Origin of the sequence: Desmonostoc muscorum LEGE 12446 (assembly GCF_015207005.2) — a bacterium.
GTDB classification, from domain to species: domain Bacteria; phylum Cyanobacteriota; class Cyanobacteriia; order Cyanobacteriales; family Nostocaceae; genus Nostoc; species Nostoc muscorum.
In genome coordinates, this window is record NZ_JADEXS020000001.1 from 7,615,492 (window position 1) to 7,632,382 (window position 16,891).

Sequence of the window (16,891 nt, forward strand, 5' to 3'; positions counted from 1 at the left end):
GAGCAAATTAAGTTCGGTTATCCGGCTAGTTTTTAGCAACAGAAGAGGGGTTTTTGGCGTCACTATAGATGTAGTAAGTAATTTCAAGGAAGTTTAAAATTTTTTTGGCAAACAGACAATTTTGAATTATAATTACAAGCTTTATCTTAAGATACTTTACTATCCGACAGATTTATCGTATTATAAAGCTAAGTAAAACTCATATCGACTTCGGATTTTTCAGTTACTGCCAGTAACTGGCTAAGAGAAGAATTCTCAAAAACAACCCAGCATGTTTATAAAAGATTCAAAAATTTAGGGAAGGTAGGGGGAACCTATCTGAGGGGCTTACCGTCTTAACAACGGCTTTATCAATTGATCTCATTGCTTTTGGTAGCTCCCAGTGTTCCGTGATATATGTACTACCTTTCTCAATTAACTTTAGTAAGAAAAAAATACATTGTGTTTACGGAGTAGAGGACAACGCACCAATGCCTACTGTCAATACCCAAACGGAAAACCTCAATACCAAATTCACGGCTGATATGGTGCGAACCTATCTGCGAGAAATTGGTCGTGTACCACTGCTAACCCGTGAACAAGAGATTGTCTATGGGAAGCAGGTGCAACAAATGATGACGCTGATCGACGCCAAGGAAGCTTTGGCGAAGAAACTGCACCGGGAACCGAGTTTACCAGAGTGGGCTGACCACGTTCACCAATCAGAAACCGACGTGAAACAAACGGTAGCTCAAGGTAAGCGGGCCAAGCAAAAAATGATTGAAGCGAATTTGCGCTTGGTGGTTGCGATCGCTAAGAAGTACCAAAAGCGAAATATGGAGTTTCTGGATTTGATCCAGGAAGGAACACTAGGCCTAGAAAGGGGTGTAGAGAAATTTGACCCAACCAGGGGTTATAAATTCTCAACCTACGCTTACTGGTGGATTCGCCAAGCGATTACCCGTGCGATCGCCCAACAAGGTCGTACTATTCGCTTACCGATTCACATTACCGAGAAACTCAACAAAATCAAAAAAGTCCAGCGGGAGTTGGCTCAAACCTTAGGGCGATCGCCTACTCCAGCGGAAATTGCCAAAGAACTCGAATTAGAACCTGCTCAGATCCGCGAGTATCTGAATATGGCGCGTCAACCAGTGTCTTTGGATGTGCGAGTCGGCGACAACCAAGATACTGAGTTGCAAGAAATGCTCGAAGATGACGGCCCGTCACCAGAGTATTACACCAATCAAGAGTTCTTGCGCCAAGATTTGAACAACTTGTTAGCAGAACTAACCCCCCAACAGCGGGAAGTTTTAGCCTTACGTTTTGGTTTAGAAGATGGTAACGAAATGTCATTGGCGAAAGTGGGTGAGAGATTGAATCTCAGCCGTGAACGCGTCCGCCAGTTAGAGCATCAAGCTTTGGCTCATCTGCGTCGCCGTCGCGCCAATGTCAAAGAATACATTGCTAGCTAAAATTAGAGACGCGAAAATTTGCGTCTCTACACCACCTTGGTGAAGCGCCTCCTGAATTCAGGGGGCGATTTTTTTATGGCGATCGCAATCTGTGCGATGGTATTAGCACAAATTAATCTTTCGCATTTATTTTCCACTGCGATTAAGAATGTAAATAAATTTGCACAAGGATGGTTTTATGTCAAGTATTTCTCAACTAATTACCCCCCACATCAAAGATTTAGGAGGGTTTTCTGCTCGTCGCAGTTTACCCCATGACAATCGCCTGATGGTCGGTCCGTTTATTTTTTTCGACCATTTGGGTCCTGCTATATTCCCTCCAGGTAAAGGCGTAGACGTTCGACCCCATCCCCATATCAATCTGGCTACGGTTACTTATTTGTTTGAGGGGGTATTATTACATCGAGATAGTTTGGGTAATGTACAAGAAATTCATCCAGGTGCAGTTAATTGGATGACTGCGGGCAGGGGTATCGTTCATTCTGAAAGAAGTCCCGAAAGCGATCGCCTCAAAGAAAGCACTCTCCACGCTATTCAAACGTGGGTAGCTCTGAGCGAAACATCCGAAGAAACCGAACCTTGGTTTGAGCATTATCCGATTGAAGATATCCCGACTTGGACAGAAAATGGTGTGGCGATCGCTCTGATTGCGGGATCAGCTTGGGGAAGAACTTCTCCGGTCAAAATTTTATCTCCTACCATCTACCTCGATCTCTCTTTTGCTCCTGGAGCTAAATTAACTCTCCCTGCTGACTATAGCGAAAGGGCTGTTTATAGCGTCACCCAAGGTCTTTTTATTGATGGTGAGGAGCTAGAACAACATCGCTTAGCCATCTTATCTGCAAATAGTTTAGTCACAATATCTGCTAATACTCAAGCTCGCTGTGTGGTTGTCGGTGGCGAACCTGTTGGCGATCGCTATCAGTGGTGGAACTTTGTCTCTAGTCGCAAAGAAAGGATCGAACAAGCTAAACATGATTGGCAAGAAAATAGATTTGAGCAAGTACCAGAAGAAAAAGAATTTATCCCCTTACCGGAAAATGCTTTTAAATAAGTTGGCGCAATTAAAACAATTCGCAATTCACAATTCGCAATGACGCTCCTCTCTTACAAAGTTCGTTAGGCGCTCAGTTCATATTTCTCGCGACAATTAATATCCAAATATGCGCCTAACACAACGCCAGTTGCTTCTCCCAAGGGGAGACGCTACGCGTAGCTTGCTTCTGGGTTCGCGTAGCGTCTCGTAGAGAAGGAGTACAAGCCGGGAAACCCATCCAACGCACTGGCTCCCCTACAAGAATTTTATTTTTACTTTATAAATAGCCTCTAAGGGTTTTAAAACCTACAATGGTAAGTGTTTTCGGATTATATTGCAGTTTTTTACACATCGGCTCAATATGAACTTCACCCAATGGAACGAATCCGTTGTATGAAGCATAAAGACTCTAACTGATGGTAATCTTAAGATTGTCAAACTAAATTAAATAAAAACTTTAGTTTTCGAGACTTTTGTTTTTTGGAAAATAGAAATTAAGTCATTAGCAATCAAGACTTCGTTATGATTTAAGTAAGTTCTAGAAAACTAAGTTAACTTTTTAACAGGAGAAGTAGGGTGCTTAACAACTTTCATCGGTTATTATCCCCCCTTCAGTGGGGAATTTCCCTTACGGGCTTAGGCTTACTTCTCGGTTTGGGCTTTATTGGCAAGCAGACTGAAGTTGTCTCAGTTAAAAATGCTCCATTCTCATCTGCTCAGATTCAGAAAAGCTCCGAAACTTCTCTTTTGTCAAGACTCAGACAAATTCGAGAGCAGAGAAGTCAACTGCAAATAGCTTCTGGGGATAGAGAGATTTTGGGGGATAAGAACCCAAAAACAGGATCTACAACCACAGCGTTGGTTCCAGATGTTCAGATCGCCGCTACAAAAGGGGTAGAAGTTTTACCAAGAGCTAATTTTCCAACAAAAGATGGAATTTATCTTTATGGTCAATCGCCAAAAGCAGACCAACTTGGTCAAGCTTACATCATCTTTCAGAAACAGCGGCAGAGGGTGACTGGTGCTTTGTATATGCCCCAATCAGAGTTTAATTGTTTTCAGGGTACACTCGACCAGTCGGGAGAGTTGGCGATGACGGTTAGTGCTTCATCCAATGAAACCAATGCTGATGAGTCTAATCAGGTGGCTACAAGCAATAGATTGCCTAAGGTTGGTGAAGATGAGCTAAGCACCTATGCTTACTCGGTAGCTTTGCAAGACTTTCATCGGTTAAATTCTGTCAGTGCTAGCGATCGCCGCATATTACAAACGTGCAAATCATCTTTCAATTAATACTCAATTCCTGGTTGCGCTTTTACTCCTTGATCGCGGAAAGGATGCTTCACTAAGGTCATTTCTGTTACTAAATCAGCACGCTCAATTAAAGCAGCTGGTGCCCCTCGCCCTGTGAGAATAACGTGTTTGTTAGCTGGTTTTTGTGCCAAACCCGCTAAAACTTCCTCTACTTCTAAATAAGCCATTTTCAGAGCGATATTGATTTCATCTAATAGCACTAGATGAAAGTCTGGATTGCGGATATATTCTAGTGATTTTTGCCATGCGGCGCTAGCTTTGTCAAGGTCGCGATCGCGGTCTTGAGTTTCCCAGGTAAAGCCTTCGCCCATTGCATGAAATTCTAACTGGTCTTGCCAATAACTGAAAACCCTTTTTTCGGAAGGTTCCCAGCTACCTTTGATGAATTGGACGATCGCTACTTTATACCCGTGACCAAGCGATCGTAACACCATCCCCAAAGCCGCAGTGGTTTTACCCTTACCGTTACCAGTATTTACAATAATTAATCCTTTTTCTGGTACAGCTTGTGCTATTCGCTTGTCTTGCACTTCTTTGCGTCGCTGCATCTTTTTGCGGTACTGTTCATCAGTCAAAGATGAAGACATTACCTCATCAATCAAGCGCCCAATCTCTTGGTCTGGGTTTAATTCTTCCGGTGTGTCGTTTTTCATTAACCTTGTCTACAAATAACTGTTAAAACTTTCGAGAATGAGCCAAAACTATGTCGAGCCTCTAATTTTACTAAATCAGATGAATGGATATGTACAGTAATATTGCACACCAAAATATTGATACTGTGTTAGATTTTTTTTACATATCTGGCAAACAAGTATGTAAAACTATATGATACACAAATTAAAGTTATAATTTGAATTCAATATTACTATTTTTAATAATTTAATTAAGTTGATTCAAGTACTTTTCAGAACAATTTTTATGTTTTTATGCGGCTGGTAATTTGAGTAGTATAAAGATTATCATTTACGCCTAATGTGAATTAGGAAAAAAGGCGTAAGAAGTAGTCTACGTAAAAAAATGTCAACGAATTCCTCCCATGTGATTGACAGGCCAGAAGCGAAATACGGCACGACCAATAATATTCTGGCGGGGGACAACACCCCAGCAGCGGCTATCGTAGCTATTGTTACGATTGTCACCTAGTACTAAATATGAGTCCGCTGGTATTATCTGAGGTTTCGCCAAGAAGGGCAGTTGTGGCCCTGATGAGCAAACATCTATTAATGTACTCTGCCGAGAACTCAGGTAATTTTCTTCTGGGAGAGGTTTGTTGTTGATATAAACTTTGCCATCCTGAAGTTGTACGTTTTCTCCAGGTAAGGCGATTACACGTTTAATAAAAGCATCTTGATATTGTTCTTTTTGTAACTCTTCTGTAGGCCAAAAAACAACAATATCTCCCCGTTGTGGTTTAGAAAATTTATACTTCAATTTATCAATAATGATTTTATCTGCCTCCCACTGGTTTGGCGTACCATGTAGAGTCGGTTCCATAGCACCAGAAGGAATCCAGCGTCTTTCAGTAAAAATTAGAATATACGCAGCAATAGTCCAGAAGACTAGTATTACACTACCCTCTATAATCATCTTACGGTTGATACTGGGCATACCACGTTTTCTTTTTATTTGTCCTTTGTCATTTGTCGTTTGCCCTTTGTCATTTTTTTAGATAAATTACTAATGACTAATGACCAATGACCAATGACGTTGTTTTTTGTATTAGCGATTACCCCATGTTTATGGAGTTGTTTGTGGATAAAGTGGTGTTTGATCGATTCCCCCAACGTGATTGAGAGGCCAGAAGCGAAATACAGCACGACCAATGATATTTTGGCGGGGAACAACACCCCAACAGCGGCTATCGTAGCTACTGTTACGATTGTCACCTAGTACTAAATATGAGTCCGCTGGTATGGTTTGGGGTGTTGCCAAAAAGCGCGGTTGGGGAGCGTCTTTACAAACATCAATAACTGTACTCTGTCCTGAGCTAAGATAATTTTCTTCTGGCAGGGGTTTGTTATTGATATAAACTTTGCCATCCCTAAGTTGCACTTTTTCTCCAGGTAAGCCGATTACACGTTTAATGAAAGCATCCTGGTATTGTTCTTTTTGTAGCTCCTCAGTAGGTGAAAATACTACAATGTCTCCGCGTTGGGGGTTAGCAAATTTATACTTCAACTTATCGACAATGATTTTGTCTGCCTCCCATTGGTTTGGTGTACCATGTAGAGTTGGTTCCATCGATCCAGAAGGAATCCAGCGTGCTTCAGCAACAAAGGTGCGAATTCCCAGAGCTAGAACAATGCTCAAGACAATTGTTCTACCTAGCTCTGCGATCCAGGAATTATCGGGTTGTTGACTAGAGTTGTTATCAGACACTTGATTATGCATGAAATTACTTAAATAAAAGAGAGAGGCAGGTAATTAACTAGACTAAATAAATTTTATCTGTTAATCTTAACGGAAAAATTCTAATTTCCTAGTTACGTTCGGATTTTCACGGGGTTCTTCATAAATTAAAAATAAACTTTTTTTTAACGCTCCGCAAAAATTCGTCATTCAGAGCGCGACTAAGTTTAACCTAAAAGCATAGTTGTCTGTAATGCAGAAGTTGCTCTTGCTAAAAAAAGGGTTCCAGAAGTAGCCAGAATACTTGCCAAGATTAGATTTTTTGATTTTTAGTTTTAAATTTGAATTGCTAACCCCCATGTCATCTCCAAAAATTTTACTGATTCGCCACGCTCGTATTATCCTACCCAATGGTGAAGCAATGATTGGGGATGTGTTGACGCGCGATCGCCAAATAGTCGAAGTTGCGCCAGAAATCTCCCAGCCAGAAATCTTCCAAGGGGCACCAGCCACAGAAATTGACGCACAAGGGTTAACTTTGTTGCCAGGAGTTATCGATCCGCAGGTGCATTTCCGCGAACCAGGGCTAGAACACAAAGAAGATTTGTTTACCGCCAGTTGTGCCTGTGCCAAAGGAGGAGTCACTTCTTTTTTGGAAATGCCCAATACGCGCCCCCTAACAACTACACAGCAAGCTTTAGACGACAAGCTAGAACGTGCCTCGAACAAGTGCTTGGTTAATTATGGCTTTTTTATTGGGGCAACAGCAGAGAATCTACCAGATTTGCTTCTAGCTAAGCCAACACCAGGCATTAAGATTTTTATGGGGTCGATGCATGGTCAATTGCTGGTTGATGGCGAAACAGCGCTGGAGGGTATATTTGCTAAAGGCGATCGCTTGATTGCTGTTCATGCCGAAGATCAAGCTAGAATCAACCAAAGACGCCAAGAATTTGCCAATATTCACGATCCAGCCGTTCATTCCCAAATTCAAGATAATCAAGCAGCCTTGCTGGCAAGTCAACTGGCATTAAAACTTTCTAAAAAATATCAACGTCGTCTACATATTCTGCATCTGTCAACAGCCGAAGAAGCAGAATTACTGCGTCAGGATAAACCGAGTTGGGTAACGGCAGAGGTAACGCCACAGCATTTGTTGTTGAACACCAGCGCTTATGAACAGATTGGCACTTTAGCACAGATGAATCCCCCTTTGCGATCGCCCCACGATAATGAAGTCCTCTGGCAAGCTTTACGGGATGGCGTGATTGATTTTATCGCCACAGATCATGCACCGCACACCTTAGAGGAAAAAGCACAAGAATATCCCAATACCCCATCGGGAATGCCTGGGGTGGAAACTTCCCTAGCTGTGATGTTAACTGCGGCGATGCAGGGAAAATGCACTGTTGCCCAAGTTGTGAATTGGATGTCCAAAGCTGTAGCTGTGGCTTATGGTATTCCCAATAAAGGAGCGATCGCACCAGGTTATGATGCTGATTTAGTCCTTGTAGATTTAAACACATATCGTCCAGTCCAGCGCGAGGAACTGTTAACCAAGTGCGGTTGGAGTCCTTTTGAAGGCTGGAACCTCACCGGCTGGGCTGTAACCACTATTGTTGGTGGTGAGATTGTTTATGACAAAGGGCAAGTAAATACCCAAGTGCGGGGTCAAGCTTTAACTTTTTTGTAGCAAATATTTATTTAAGCTTACGTAATACATCAGTAATTATACATCAAAGTCATACTTGGACTGGCAAGATTTCGATCTACCAAAGCCAAGTTTAGTGCTGCTGTGCAAAATTCAAAATTTAAAAAGTTTATCAAGTAAGCTTTTTAAATTTTGAATGTTTGTCTCTTAACGTCTTTGGTACTAGAACTTGTTTGTTGAAGAAGAATACAGAATTCAGAATTCTGAATTCAGAATCAAGACGCTCGCGGACTCGCTCTAAGCGTTCGCGTAGCCTCTCGTAGAGAAGCCTCTCGTTCGCGTTAGCGTCTCCGTACCCCTCCGGGGAAGCAAGCTACGCGCAGCGTCTCCGAGAGGAGAAGGAGAAGAGAAGGCTTTACGCTGCGCTATCAGTGGGGGATTCAGACCCGCCACTGATTGTTCGCCTTTGGCGTTCCCGAAGGGTAGACCACCAAATTGAAAATTTGGTGGGGGTCTTAAACCCAGTTATTCATCCACCAGTCGTACAGAAAACATTGCTGAATTCTGACGACTGACGCCTCTATTCTGTTCGATAAATTGACTTGACTTCTTACAGAAGTCAGGGAAAGTGGAGTTCCGACAAATCCGGATCGCGGGAGGTGAATATCCGTTTCTTTACCCTTTTGACTTTAACTAGTTCTCGGTTACAATCACAAACTTCTAAAAGTAACTTAATTACGAATTCTGAATTCAGAATTACAAAATCAAGGAGAATTGCTATCTATGTCGTTCAAAATTCTTAGTTTAGACGGTGGTGGTATTCGTGGAGTTATTGCAGCACGTATACTTCAACAAGTAGAGCAAGAAATTAGAATTCAGGGTAAAGCAGACTTTTTACACGAATATTTTGATATGATTGCAGGCACTTCTACTGGTTCAATATTAACAGCAGGAATTGCTGTAGGCAAAGATAGCTATGAACTAATTAAACTTTATCAAGAAAGAGGTAAGGATATATTCCCGCAGGATAGAAAAGACCGCTACAAAAATTTGCCATCCATCATCAAAGTCATTTTTGATGTATTTTCAACATCTAAATATTCTCATGATGGCATTATTAATGTTCTCAAAGATGCATATAAAAACAAAAAAATAAAAGATATTCAAAACCCAATTCTTTTGATTCTTGCTTATGATACACTTTATCGCAACACAACCTTTTTTACGAATTGTCATCCCGATCTAGGAGACAGATGGTATGATGACTGTTATTTATGGGAGATATGTACCGCTTCTGCCTCAGCTCCCACTTTTTTTCCACCCTATCAATTAGAATGTGTTGATAAAGATAAATTTGGGGATTGGGCATTCCCACATATTGATGGGGGAGTTGGTGCTAATAACCCATCTCTAGCGGCACTGAGTCTAGTTTTAAGAGTAAGTCAATCTGATTCAGTTTCTCAAACAATTAAGCAACAATATAAACTTGATAATTTGCGGCTGGAAGATATCTCCATGCTTTCCATTGGTACAGGTCAAACTGGCGAACCATATCAATATGAACAAGTAAAAAAATGGAGAGGTTTAGATTGGGCACAACATCTGACTGATATTTTTATGGAGCCGACATCTGAAATTGGTAGTACAATTTGCCGTCAAATTATGGGTGGATACAATTCTAAACGTTACTTACGTCTTCAATTTGACTTAAACGAGAGATTTAAGGCAAAGCCAAATGAGACTTATAAAGATAGTCGCATTGTATTGCAGCGAGAGGAGCGAAAAAATCAGTTTACCCATGAAAATGTTAATGAAGAAATAGATAACACTAACAAAGATATTATTGAGCAGTTAATATATACTGCATCTGCCTTCATTGACAAAGGGTGTAGCTACTATACCAGAGATGGAAACGGTCCACAGGTGAAAAAGGCGATCGCCTCTTTCATTAAAGATAACTAGTGCATCCACGTAAGCATATTAATGTCAAGCTATAGGACTCATATTTGATTTTTGGGAAGCTAGGTACACCTTTATTCCTTCTTCCCAGTCCCCAGTCCCCAGTCCCCAGTCCCCAGTCCCCAATCCCTTACCTCTACGAGTGACTCAGAAATCAAATCGGATTCCTATAGTTATTCTAAAATTTATCGTATTTCTACGCTATTTTATGTAGAAATACGATAACAATTACTTATTTATTTTTGAATGTAGTGCTATTTACAGATGTAAATAACACAATTTATTGATAATTCAAATTACAAAAAATAATCTTAAAAAAATCTAAACTAGTTTATTTTTATGTATAGATTGTGAACTTAACTTGGGAATACTAAGTATTAGAACAAGTTAAACGACTTATATAAAAATTGATTGTTGTTTAACTTTTCTGTACTAGCTTTAGCTGCTAAATAATTTAGATTAGTTCTCAGAATGACAGTAGAGAACTAATCTGGTTAAGCCAAGCTGACTAAGTTCTGTCAAATCTCTCATTTAACCCAACAACAGTTTACATTTGCTTGACTCATAACCCGCCAAAATTAGGTTTTTAACTGATTTTTCAGCACGAAAGCTAGTAGATATTAATTCGGAATTTATCAATACTGTTCAGGCAAGAATCACTGTAGGTTCAATACTATTCGGATTCAAAAGACTAACCGAAATGTATTGTAATTTAACCTGCTTGTGTCTCGTGTTCTTAGTTTTAACTGAACCGTATATCTGCTGTTCAATAATTCTCTAGTTTATTTTTGGTTGAGATAACAATGTTAGTGATTTACAGTGGTGAGCGTGGTAGTGGCAGATAGAACGAGTGTAGAACTCCTATTCATAGTGAATTCTGAATTCTGCCATAAATGGCAGCAAGGATTTTGTCAATAGCACAATTGAATGGTATGATTTCGGCTTGGCGTAGGGGTAGCCCGTCGTAGACATCGCCTTCGTATTTATATGTCAAACTGATACTCAGATAACTATCTGGCTTGTAGGGCATTTGTTCTGCCCATTCAATGGCCACAATTCCTGGCGTAACCTCAACACCTTCCCAGTAACTTTCTAAATTCAGGCTTGGAACTTCTTGTGGTTCTAGGCGATATAAATCTAAGTGGTAAAGGGGGAGGCGTCCTTCAGTGTACTCATTAATCAAGGTGAAAGTGGGACTGACAATGGGTTCAGTAATTCCCAAACCTTTGCCAATGCCTTGAACTAGGGTAGTTTTGCCAGCGCCTAAATCACCTTCTAGTAAAATTACATTGCCAGGGGTTAGGCACTCACCAAGAGTAATACCTAAACGTAGCGTTGCTTCTGTATCTGGAAGAAAAATTTTCATAATTTGTCATTTGTCATTTGTCTTTGGTCATTAGTCATTGATCATTTATTTAGACCAATAACCAATGCCCATACGCAATGACTATTTTCCATGATTAGCTCTACCGTACCACCGCAATAAGAGCCGTGCTAGTTTCTGCGGATTGTGACGTATAATACCTGTCTCATCTTCATATAAAACATTAGCTGGCACAATTCGCCGTCCCAGTTCAATTACAGCTTCTCTATCTAAGAAAACGGGATGGGAATTTTGTTGGGCGTAGCGGATGAGTGATTGCTCGGAGGGGGATTTTTTGTGTACTAGTACAGCATCAAATAGTCGTCTTTGTCCACAAGCATCATCAATTGCACGGATATGATCGGCAACAGTATATCCTTCAGTTTCTCCTGGTTGAGTCATTATATTGCAGATATAGATACGGGGAACATTTGTTTTGGCGATCGCATCGGCAATTTCTGGTACCAATAAATTAGGAATTAGGCTGGTATAAAGGCTACCGGGGCCAATAATAATGTAATCTGCTTCTTTAAGTGCCTTAATAGCTGCTGGTATGGCTGGGGGATTTGCTGGAAGACAGCCAATTTTGACAATTTTTCCGCCAGCTTTGGGAATGCTAGACTCTCCTTCAATGCGGCGACCATCGGCTAATTCTGCCCAAAGGCGAACATCACTCAGAGTTGCTGGTAGTACTTGTCCCCGCACAGCTAGCACCTTGGAACTCGCTGCAACTCCGCGTTCCAAATCTCCGGTAATATCACTCATCGCCGTTAAAAACAAATTGCCAAAACTATGACCTGTTAAGCCATCTCCAGCACGAAAGCGGTATTGAAATAATTCTGTTAATAACTTTTCTTCATCTGCTAGGGCTGCTAAACAATTGCGGATATCCCCTGGGGGTAGGACGCCAAATTCCTGGCGCAATCGCCCAGAAGATCCACCATCATCGGCTACAGTCACAATGGCAGTAATATTAGCGCTGTAAGTTTTTAATCCCCTCAACAAGGTAGAAAGCCCCGTACCACCGCCAATGACTACTATTTTTGGTCCTCGGTATAATCGACGATGTGCCAGCAAAACATCAATGAGTTCCTCTTCACCTTCCGATCTTAATACCCTAGTAATTGAGCCTACGGTGCGAGTTTGTCCCCAAAGCAGCAACAGCAAGCCGCCAAGCAGCACCAAAGGTCCACTGATATAGTTGGGTAAGATGTCGGTGATTACTCCCAGGAAATTCCTAAGCAACTCGATTATCAAAAAAATTGGGGTTAGCTTAACCCAAATAGCTAACCCCAAAATTGCTAGCAGTACACCCCCAATACTGATTAACAGCCAGCGTTTTATCGATAATCCAGGCGATAACCATTTGAACCACTGGTTAACCCGATAGGAAGTACGAGAGGGCGACTGCTTTCGCAGGGCGTTGAGGGCTTGTCTGAGAAAACCAATTGACATACTTGATGATTCACAGCAGTGCTACAAACAATAATTAACAGAAAATCTACACCACTTGGTTTCAAACATCACGGGTGAAATTATTATATTTTTCAATCCCATTAGACTAAAAGCAAGTCGTCAAGATTGCCAGTATTCCCAGTTAAACAATACCTTGCCTTGGTAAAAGTGAATTTAATGGAAAAACGAATTTTAGGATTAGATCCAGGACTGGCAATTTTAGGATTTGGGGCAATTACCTGCACACAAATTCCCGGCAAAATGCAACAGACTACAGTAAATATGCTGGATTTTGGGGTAATCAAAACGTCAGCGGATGTGGAAATGGGACAGCGCCTATGCACCTTATTTGATGATTTACACACCGTAATGGAGGAATTTCAACCGGATTTAGTGGCGATCGAGAAACTGTTCTTCTATCGTATGTCAAGTACTATCCTAGTTGCACAGGCGCGGGGCGTAATCATGTTAGTGTTAGGGCAGCGTCGGCTTCCCTATGTAGAATTTACTCCTGCTCAAATTAAACAAGCTTTAACGGGGTATGGCAATGCCGATAAGTCTGAGGTACAAGAAGCGGTAGCGCGGGAGTTAGATTTAGATGAGATTCCCAAGCCAGATGATGCTGCTGATGCTTTGGCGGTGGCTTTGACGGCATCTTATCAGCTTTAATTGCCTGCTGTAAGTAGGTCGGCGTAAGTAATTATTGTTGGGGTAACGCAGGGGGCAGTTCTTGCTGGGAGCAGGGGGAGAAAGAGTTTGAGCCTTATTTACTTTTGTTTACACAGTTTGGTTTTATTGCACCGATTTACTTATATGTGATATCAAAACTGCAAAAATGGTTTAGCGATCGCTAGCAAGATTACAGAATATGCAGATATATTTAGCTTGTTCCCAGAATAGTAGCTTAGGTTGAGTATTTATAATAAATGATTTAATTGTGAATTCTCTGATTTTTTGAACCCAATATTTTACGCTAGACGCGCTACTACCCTTTGCGGAAAACACCAAAATGAGAAAGCAAACTGGGGTTTGAGAAAGTCAAAGCTGATTTTACTTGCGGAAAACACCAAAATGAGAAAGCAAACTGGGGTTTGAGAAAGTCAAAGCTGATTTTACTTGCGGAAAACACCAAAATGAGAAAGTCAAATGGCATTTTGAGTAAGTCAAATGCCATTTTGTGAAAGCATTTAAGTGTTTTGTGAGAGCAATCAGGCATTTTGATAAAGTAATTAGCCATTTTGATAAAGTAATCCGCAAATATACTTGACAATTAAAAATTACGACTGCATAAACTAAGCCGATGCTCAAATACAGCAGAATTCAGAATTCAGGAGCGGAGCCGGAAACGCTCCGCCTCCGGGAAGAATGGGCTACGCCCCGCTGCGCTAACAGAATTAAAATCGGCTCTCTGCCTCACTTTGAGACCTAGAGATTGTACTTGACTAACTTAAAATATGCACTACCCTACATTCGTTTAAATAGAAACTGAACAAATCCCAGTAGTAATTATCTGCTTAACTATGCAACATTCTACAATTGCTGGCAATTCATTCTCAATATCAATTTGAGTTCCTCTTTTAGCAATTTGTTTTATTTCTTGAAAAATCTTAATTACTAAATCTTGGTTTTCAATGAGTTCTTCTCTACCAATCTGTTTGAGAGCCAGTTTCACAGCAATGTATCCTGATTGCATCCCTAGTGCTAAGCTACTTTTAATTCCCAAAACTTCGGGGTTTAAACTTTGATAAAGTCTTTCATCTTTTGCTACAGCATTCACATGAACACCTGCATAGTGAGTAAAGGCATTTTTTCCAACTAAGGGGTGATGAGGAGAAATAGATATGTGTGAATGCTCACTTACAAAATCATATAATTCTTTCAATTGGCTCAAATCCCAAGATGATTTGTCCTCAACTATGTCTGTTAAATTTATGAGTAATTCTGCTAAATCAACAATGCCAGATCGTTCCCCCAGTCCCATGACACTTGCATCAATAATATGCACTCCTGCGTTGTAAGCATCAAGCACATTTGCTAAGGCTAAACCTCGATCGTTGTGACAATGAATTTCTATTTGTGGATATAATTGCTGTTTTGCAAGTTCTTCTTTGAGGGTTTTCACATAATGAGAAATACTGCGATTTTGAACAAATGGTGTTGTGTATCCAGTTGTATCAGCTATGCTAATTATGTTAGCTCCTGCTTCTACTGCTGCGATCGCCGCTGCAATCACATTTTCCATTGGCGATCGCACTGTATCTTCTGGGGTATAACGAATTAATAAGTTTTCTTGCTGCTCTCTGGCATAAGTTATAACTTCAACAATTTTTTCTATCGCTTGTTCTAGACCAATATCATAGTCCTGTTGCAATCGTTTCTCGGAAACACTAAAAAAGATACCTAAAAAGTCTATACCACACTCTAGCGCTTTTTTCACATCATCTTTTCTACACAGTGAATGAGCGCCTATTTTGGCCTTAAGACCAGCGTTGGCAATACGGGTGATGGCTAAGGCAATTTCCCTATCTACTGCGGGATTACCAGCTTCAATAATATCAATTCCTATGCGATCTAAAAACTGAGCGATCGCCAACTTAATCTCAGGAGGAAAATAAACTCCTGGAGTTTGTTCGCCTTCTCTCAAAGTAGAATCCAGAATTTGAATCATTTCTTCTATAAATTTAGGAACAAATTTTCACTAAATTTTCTCTGTGGTTGATTATACTAAGCCTTGAATACCACAGTGCATCAATTTAATAGAAAAAATGTGATCAAGGATACAATTTACTGGAAAAAATTTGAGAAGATAATTTTTAGTAATTTTTTATATCTTTGGAAATAAGTAATTAGATAACTAATTACCCATAATCAACAGCGATCGCTTTGGGTTAAACTTGGAGCGATCGCTCTTGATTCACTAGTACAGCTTGGCGGAAATACAACAACCATTAAAAAAGCCCATTGTATAATACTTTTGACTTTTGTACAGACGCGATTAATCGCGTCTCTACTTTTGACTTCACGGCGGTACTAACCCATACCATCCATCACTGGATGAAAGTAGAAGGCAAATCCCAACACTGTATAGGCAGCTAATAATAAAGTGCCTTCCAGCCAATTAGACCTACCATCAGAACTAATGGTATTTGCAATCAACACAGACACAACCACAGCCACTAATTCAAAGGGTTTGAAATCCAAATCCATCGGCTGACCAAGCACCAATCCTGCTATTACCAACACAGGCGCGACAAATAGGGCAATTTGCATACTCGACCCCACAGCCACGGAAAGGGAGAGATCCATTTTATCTTTCATTGCTACGGTGACTGCTGTGGCGTGTTCAGCAGCGTTACCAATGATGGGAACTAAAATCACCCCTGTAAACAATGATGTCAACCCTAGCTGGGATGTAGCCACTTCGAGAGAATCAACCAGCATTTCTGACTCGACTGCCACCAACAAAGTGCATACTAGCAGCACACCAACCCACAACAAAATATTGGGTTTGCTATGGGAAACTTCCTCTTCTTCTGTTTCTGCCACGCCCACATCATATAAATAAGAGTGAGTTTTCATGGAAAACAGCAGCGTTAAGGCGTAAACCAGGATTAATACTACCGCAACGGCAACAGAAAGGTATTGCAGCGTTTGTTCGGTAACTCCTTTTGCAGTGTAGTTCATAGCTGTGGGCAACAAAATGGCAATCACAGCCAAATTCATCGAAGCAGCATTCACCCGCGCCACAATTGGCTGAAATGTTTGTTCTTTGTAGCGCAGTCCTCCCAAAAGCATGGAAAGACCCATCACCAGCAGTAGGTTACCGATAATTGATCCCGTGATACTGGCTTTGACTACATCTATCAAACCAGCCTTCAACGCTACTAGGGCGATGATTAATTCTGTAGCATTACCAAAGGTGGCGTTTAATAAGCCGCCTAATGACGGTCCCACTACTACAGCAATTTCTTCTGTGGCTGCTCCCATCCAGGCTGCTAAAGGCAAAATCGCTAATCCAGCTGTAATGAAAACGATCAATTCTCCCCACTCCAGAAAGTGGGCTGCTAGAGAAACTGGGATAAACAGTAATAAAACAAGAAAAATTATGTTTTTAGTTGACATTTGTTGCTTTGAGTTGACGGTATCATTCACAGCGGGTAGTCCTAAATTTTAAATTTGGAGTGTTGAATTGAAGAAGAATACAGAATTCAGAATTCAGAATTCAGAATCAATAAGTGGGGAATTCCCACCTACCACTCATCACTCCCATAGGATACTCTCAACCGTCTGTACACCAATTCAGAGATTTT

At 40.8% G+C, this 16,891-nt stretch carries 13 protein-coding genes; 6 read left to right on the top strand and 7 right to left on the bottom strand.

Annotated features, from left to right (window positions below; all coding sequences use genetic code 11):
* Positions 1–470 precede the first annotated feature (470 nt).
* The 3 genes from IQ276_RS31345 (at position 471) to IQ276_RS31355 (ending at position 3,783) form a co-directional block, all read left to right on the top strand.
* On the top strand, positions 471–1,454 hold the full coding sequence (locus IQ276_RS31345; protein ID WP_193921381.1) for an RNA polymerase sigma factor, RpoD/SigA family: 984 nt from the start codon (positions 471–473) through the stop codon (positions 1,452–1,454).
* Positions 1,455–1,632: 178 nt separating this feature from the next.
* Entirely contained in the window at positions 1,633–2,508 is an 876-nt protein-coding gene (locus tag IQ276_RS31350) for a pirin family protein (RefSeq protein WP_193921383.1), read from the top strand.
* 558 nt (positions 2,509–3,066) lie between these two features.
* The gene (locus IQ276_RS31355) at positions 3,067–3,783 is read left to right on the top strand and encodes a hypothetical protein (protein ID WP_190880834.1); all 717 of its coding nucleotides are present in this window, start codon (positions 3,067–3,069) and stop codon (positions 3,781–3,783) included.
* On the opposite strand, the gene cobO is transcribed toward IQ276_RS31355, so the two are convergent.
* From cobO to lepB (IQ276_RS31370), 3 genes are all read right to left on the bottom strand, one after another.
* The gene (cobO, locus tag IQ276_RS31360) at positions 3,780–4,457 is read right to left on the bottom strand and encodes a cob(I)yrinic acid a,c-diamide adenosyltransferase (protein WP_193921385.1); all 678 of its coding nucleotides are present in this window, start codon (positions 4,455–4,457) and stop codon (positions 3,780–3,782) included. The two genes, IQ276_RS31355 and cobO, sit on opposite strands and share 4 nt — an antisense overlap.
* A 367-nt stretch (positions 4,458–4,824) precedes the next feature.
* The gene (lepB, locus tag IQ276_RS31365; protein WP_190880838.1) at positions 4,825–5,412 is read right to left on the bottom strand and encodes a signal peptidase I; all 588 of its coding nucleotides are present in this window, start codon (positions 5,410–5,412) and stop codon (positions 4,825–4,827) included.
* A 129-nt stretch (positions 5,413–5,541) separates the two neighbouring features.
* Positions 5,542–6,195, bottom strand: coding sequence for a signal peptidase I (gene lepB, locus IQ276_RS31370; RefSeq protein ID WP_193921387.1), 654 nt, complete (start codon positions 6,193–6,195; stop codon positions 5,542–5,544).
* Between the two features lie 316 nt (positions 6,196–6,511).
* Here lepB (IQ276_RS31370) and IQ276_RS31375 point away from each other — a divergent pair, with 316 nt between their 5' ends.
* A complete protein-coding gene (locus tag IQ276_RS31375; RefSeq protein WP_193924398.1) occupies positions 6,512–7,846 on the top strand; it encodes a dihydroorotase in 1,335 nt (444 codons plus the stop codon).
* Between the two features lie 741 nt (positions 7,847–8,587).
* Positions 8,588–9,766, top strand: a complete 1,179-nt coding sequence (locus tag IQ276_RS31380; RefSeq protein WP_193924399.1) for a patatin-like phospholipase family protein — start codon at positions 8,588–8,590, stop codon at positions 9,764–9,766.
* 862 nt (positions 9,767–10,628) lie between these two features.
* Here the strand turns inward: IQ276_RS31380 and tsaE are convergent.
* Positions 10,629–11,129 carry a tRNA (adenosine(37)-N6)-threonylcarbamoyltransferase complex ATPase subunit type 1 TsaE gene (gene tsaE, locus IQ276_RS31385; protein ID WP_193917400.1) on the bottom strand — a complete coding sequence of 167 codons (501 nt, stop codon included), beginning with the start codon at positions 11,127–11,129 and terminating at the stop codon, positions 10,629–10,631.
* Between the two features lie 81 nt (positions 11,130–11,210).
* On the bottom strand, positions 11,211–12,581 hold the full coding sequence (locus IQ276_RS31390; RefSeq protein ID WP_193917402.1) for a gluconeogenesis factor YvcK family protein: 1,371 nt from the start codon (positions 12,579–12,581) through the stop codon (positions 11,211–11,213).
* 177 nt (positions 12,582–12,758) lie between these two features.
* Between IQ276_RS31390 and ruvC the strand changes: the two genes are divergently transcribed.
* Positions 12,759–13,250, top strand: coding sequence for a crossover junction endodeoxyribonuclease RuvC (gene ruvC / locus IQ276_RS31395; protein ID WP_193917404.1), 492 nt, complete (start codon positions 12,759–12,761; stop codon positions 13,248–13,250).
* An 805-nt stretch (positions 13,251–14,055) separates the two neighbouring features.
* Here the strand turns inward: ruvC and IQ276_RS31400 are convergent.
* Complete coding sequence (locus tag IQ276_RS31400) at positions 14,056–15,249, bottom strand: LeuA family protein (RefSeq protein WP_193917406.1); 1,194 nt, start codon at positions 15,247–15,249, stop codon at positions 14,056–14,058.
* Positions 15,250–15,611: 362 nt separating this feature from the next.
* Positions 15,612–16,733, bottom strand: a complete 1,122-nt coding sequence (gene cax / locus IQ276_RS31405; protein ID WP_309245622.1) for a calcium/proton exchanger — start codon at positions 16,731–16,733, stop codon at positions 15,612–15,614.
* Between the last annotated feature and the right edge of the window lie 158 nt (positions 16,734–16,891).

Excerpts from the sequence above, each read along its gene's own strand:
- IQ276_RS31345 (WP_193921381.1), top strand. The coding sequence starts at position 471 with ATGCCTACTGTCAATACCCAAACGGAAAACCTCAATACCAAATTCACG.
- IQ276_RS31350 (WP_193921383.1), top strand. The coding sequence starts at position 1,633 with ATGTCAAGTATTTCTCAACTAATTACCCCCCACATCAAAGATTTAGGA.
- cobO (WP_193921385.1), bottom strand. The coding sequence starts at position 4,457 with ATGAAAAACGACACACCGGAAGAATTAAACCCAGACCAAGAGATTGGG.
- lepB (WP_190880838.1), bottom strand. The coding sequence starts at position 5,412 with ATGCCCAGTATCAACCGTAAGATGATTATAGAGGGTAGTGTAATACTA.
- lepB (WP_193921387.1), bottom strand. The coding sequence starts at position 6,195 with ATGCATAATCAAGTGTCTGATAACAACTCTAGTCAACAACCCGATAAT.
- IQ276_RS31375 (WP_193924398.1), top strand. The coding sequence starts at position 6,512 with ATGTCATCTCCAAAAATTTTACTGATTCGCCACGCTCGTATTATCCTA.
- IQ276_RS31380 (WP_193924399.1), top strand. The coding sequence starts at position 8,588 with ATGTCGTTCAAAATTCTTAGTTTAGACGGTGGTGGTATTCGTGGAGTT.
- tsaE (WP_193917400.1), bottom strand. The coding sequence starts at position 11,129 with ATGAAAATTTTTCTTCCAGATACAGAAGCAACGCTACGTTTAGGTATT.
- IQ276_RS31390 (WP_193917402.1), bottom strand. The coding sequence starts at position 12,581 with ATGTCAATTGGTTTTCTCAGACAAGCCCTCAACGCCCTGCGAAAGCAG.
- ruvC (WP_193917404.1), top strand. The coding sequence starts at position 12,759 with ATGGAAAAACGAATTTTAGGATTAGATCCAGGACTGGCAATTTTAGGA.
- IQ276_RS31400 (WP_193917406.1), bottom strand. The coding sequence starts at position 15,249 with ATGATTCAAATTCTGGATTCTACTTTGAGAGAAGGCGAACAAACTCCA.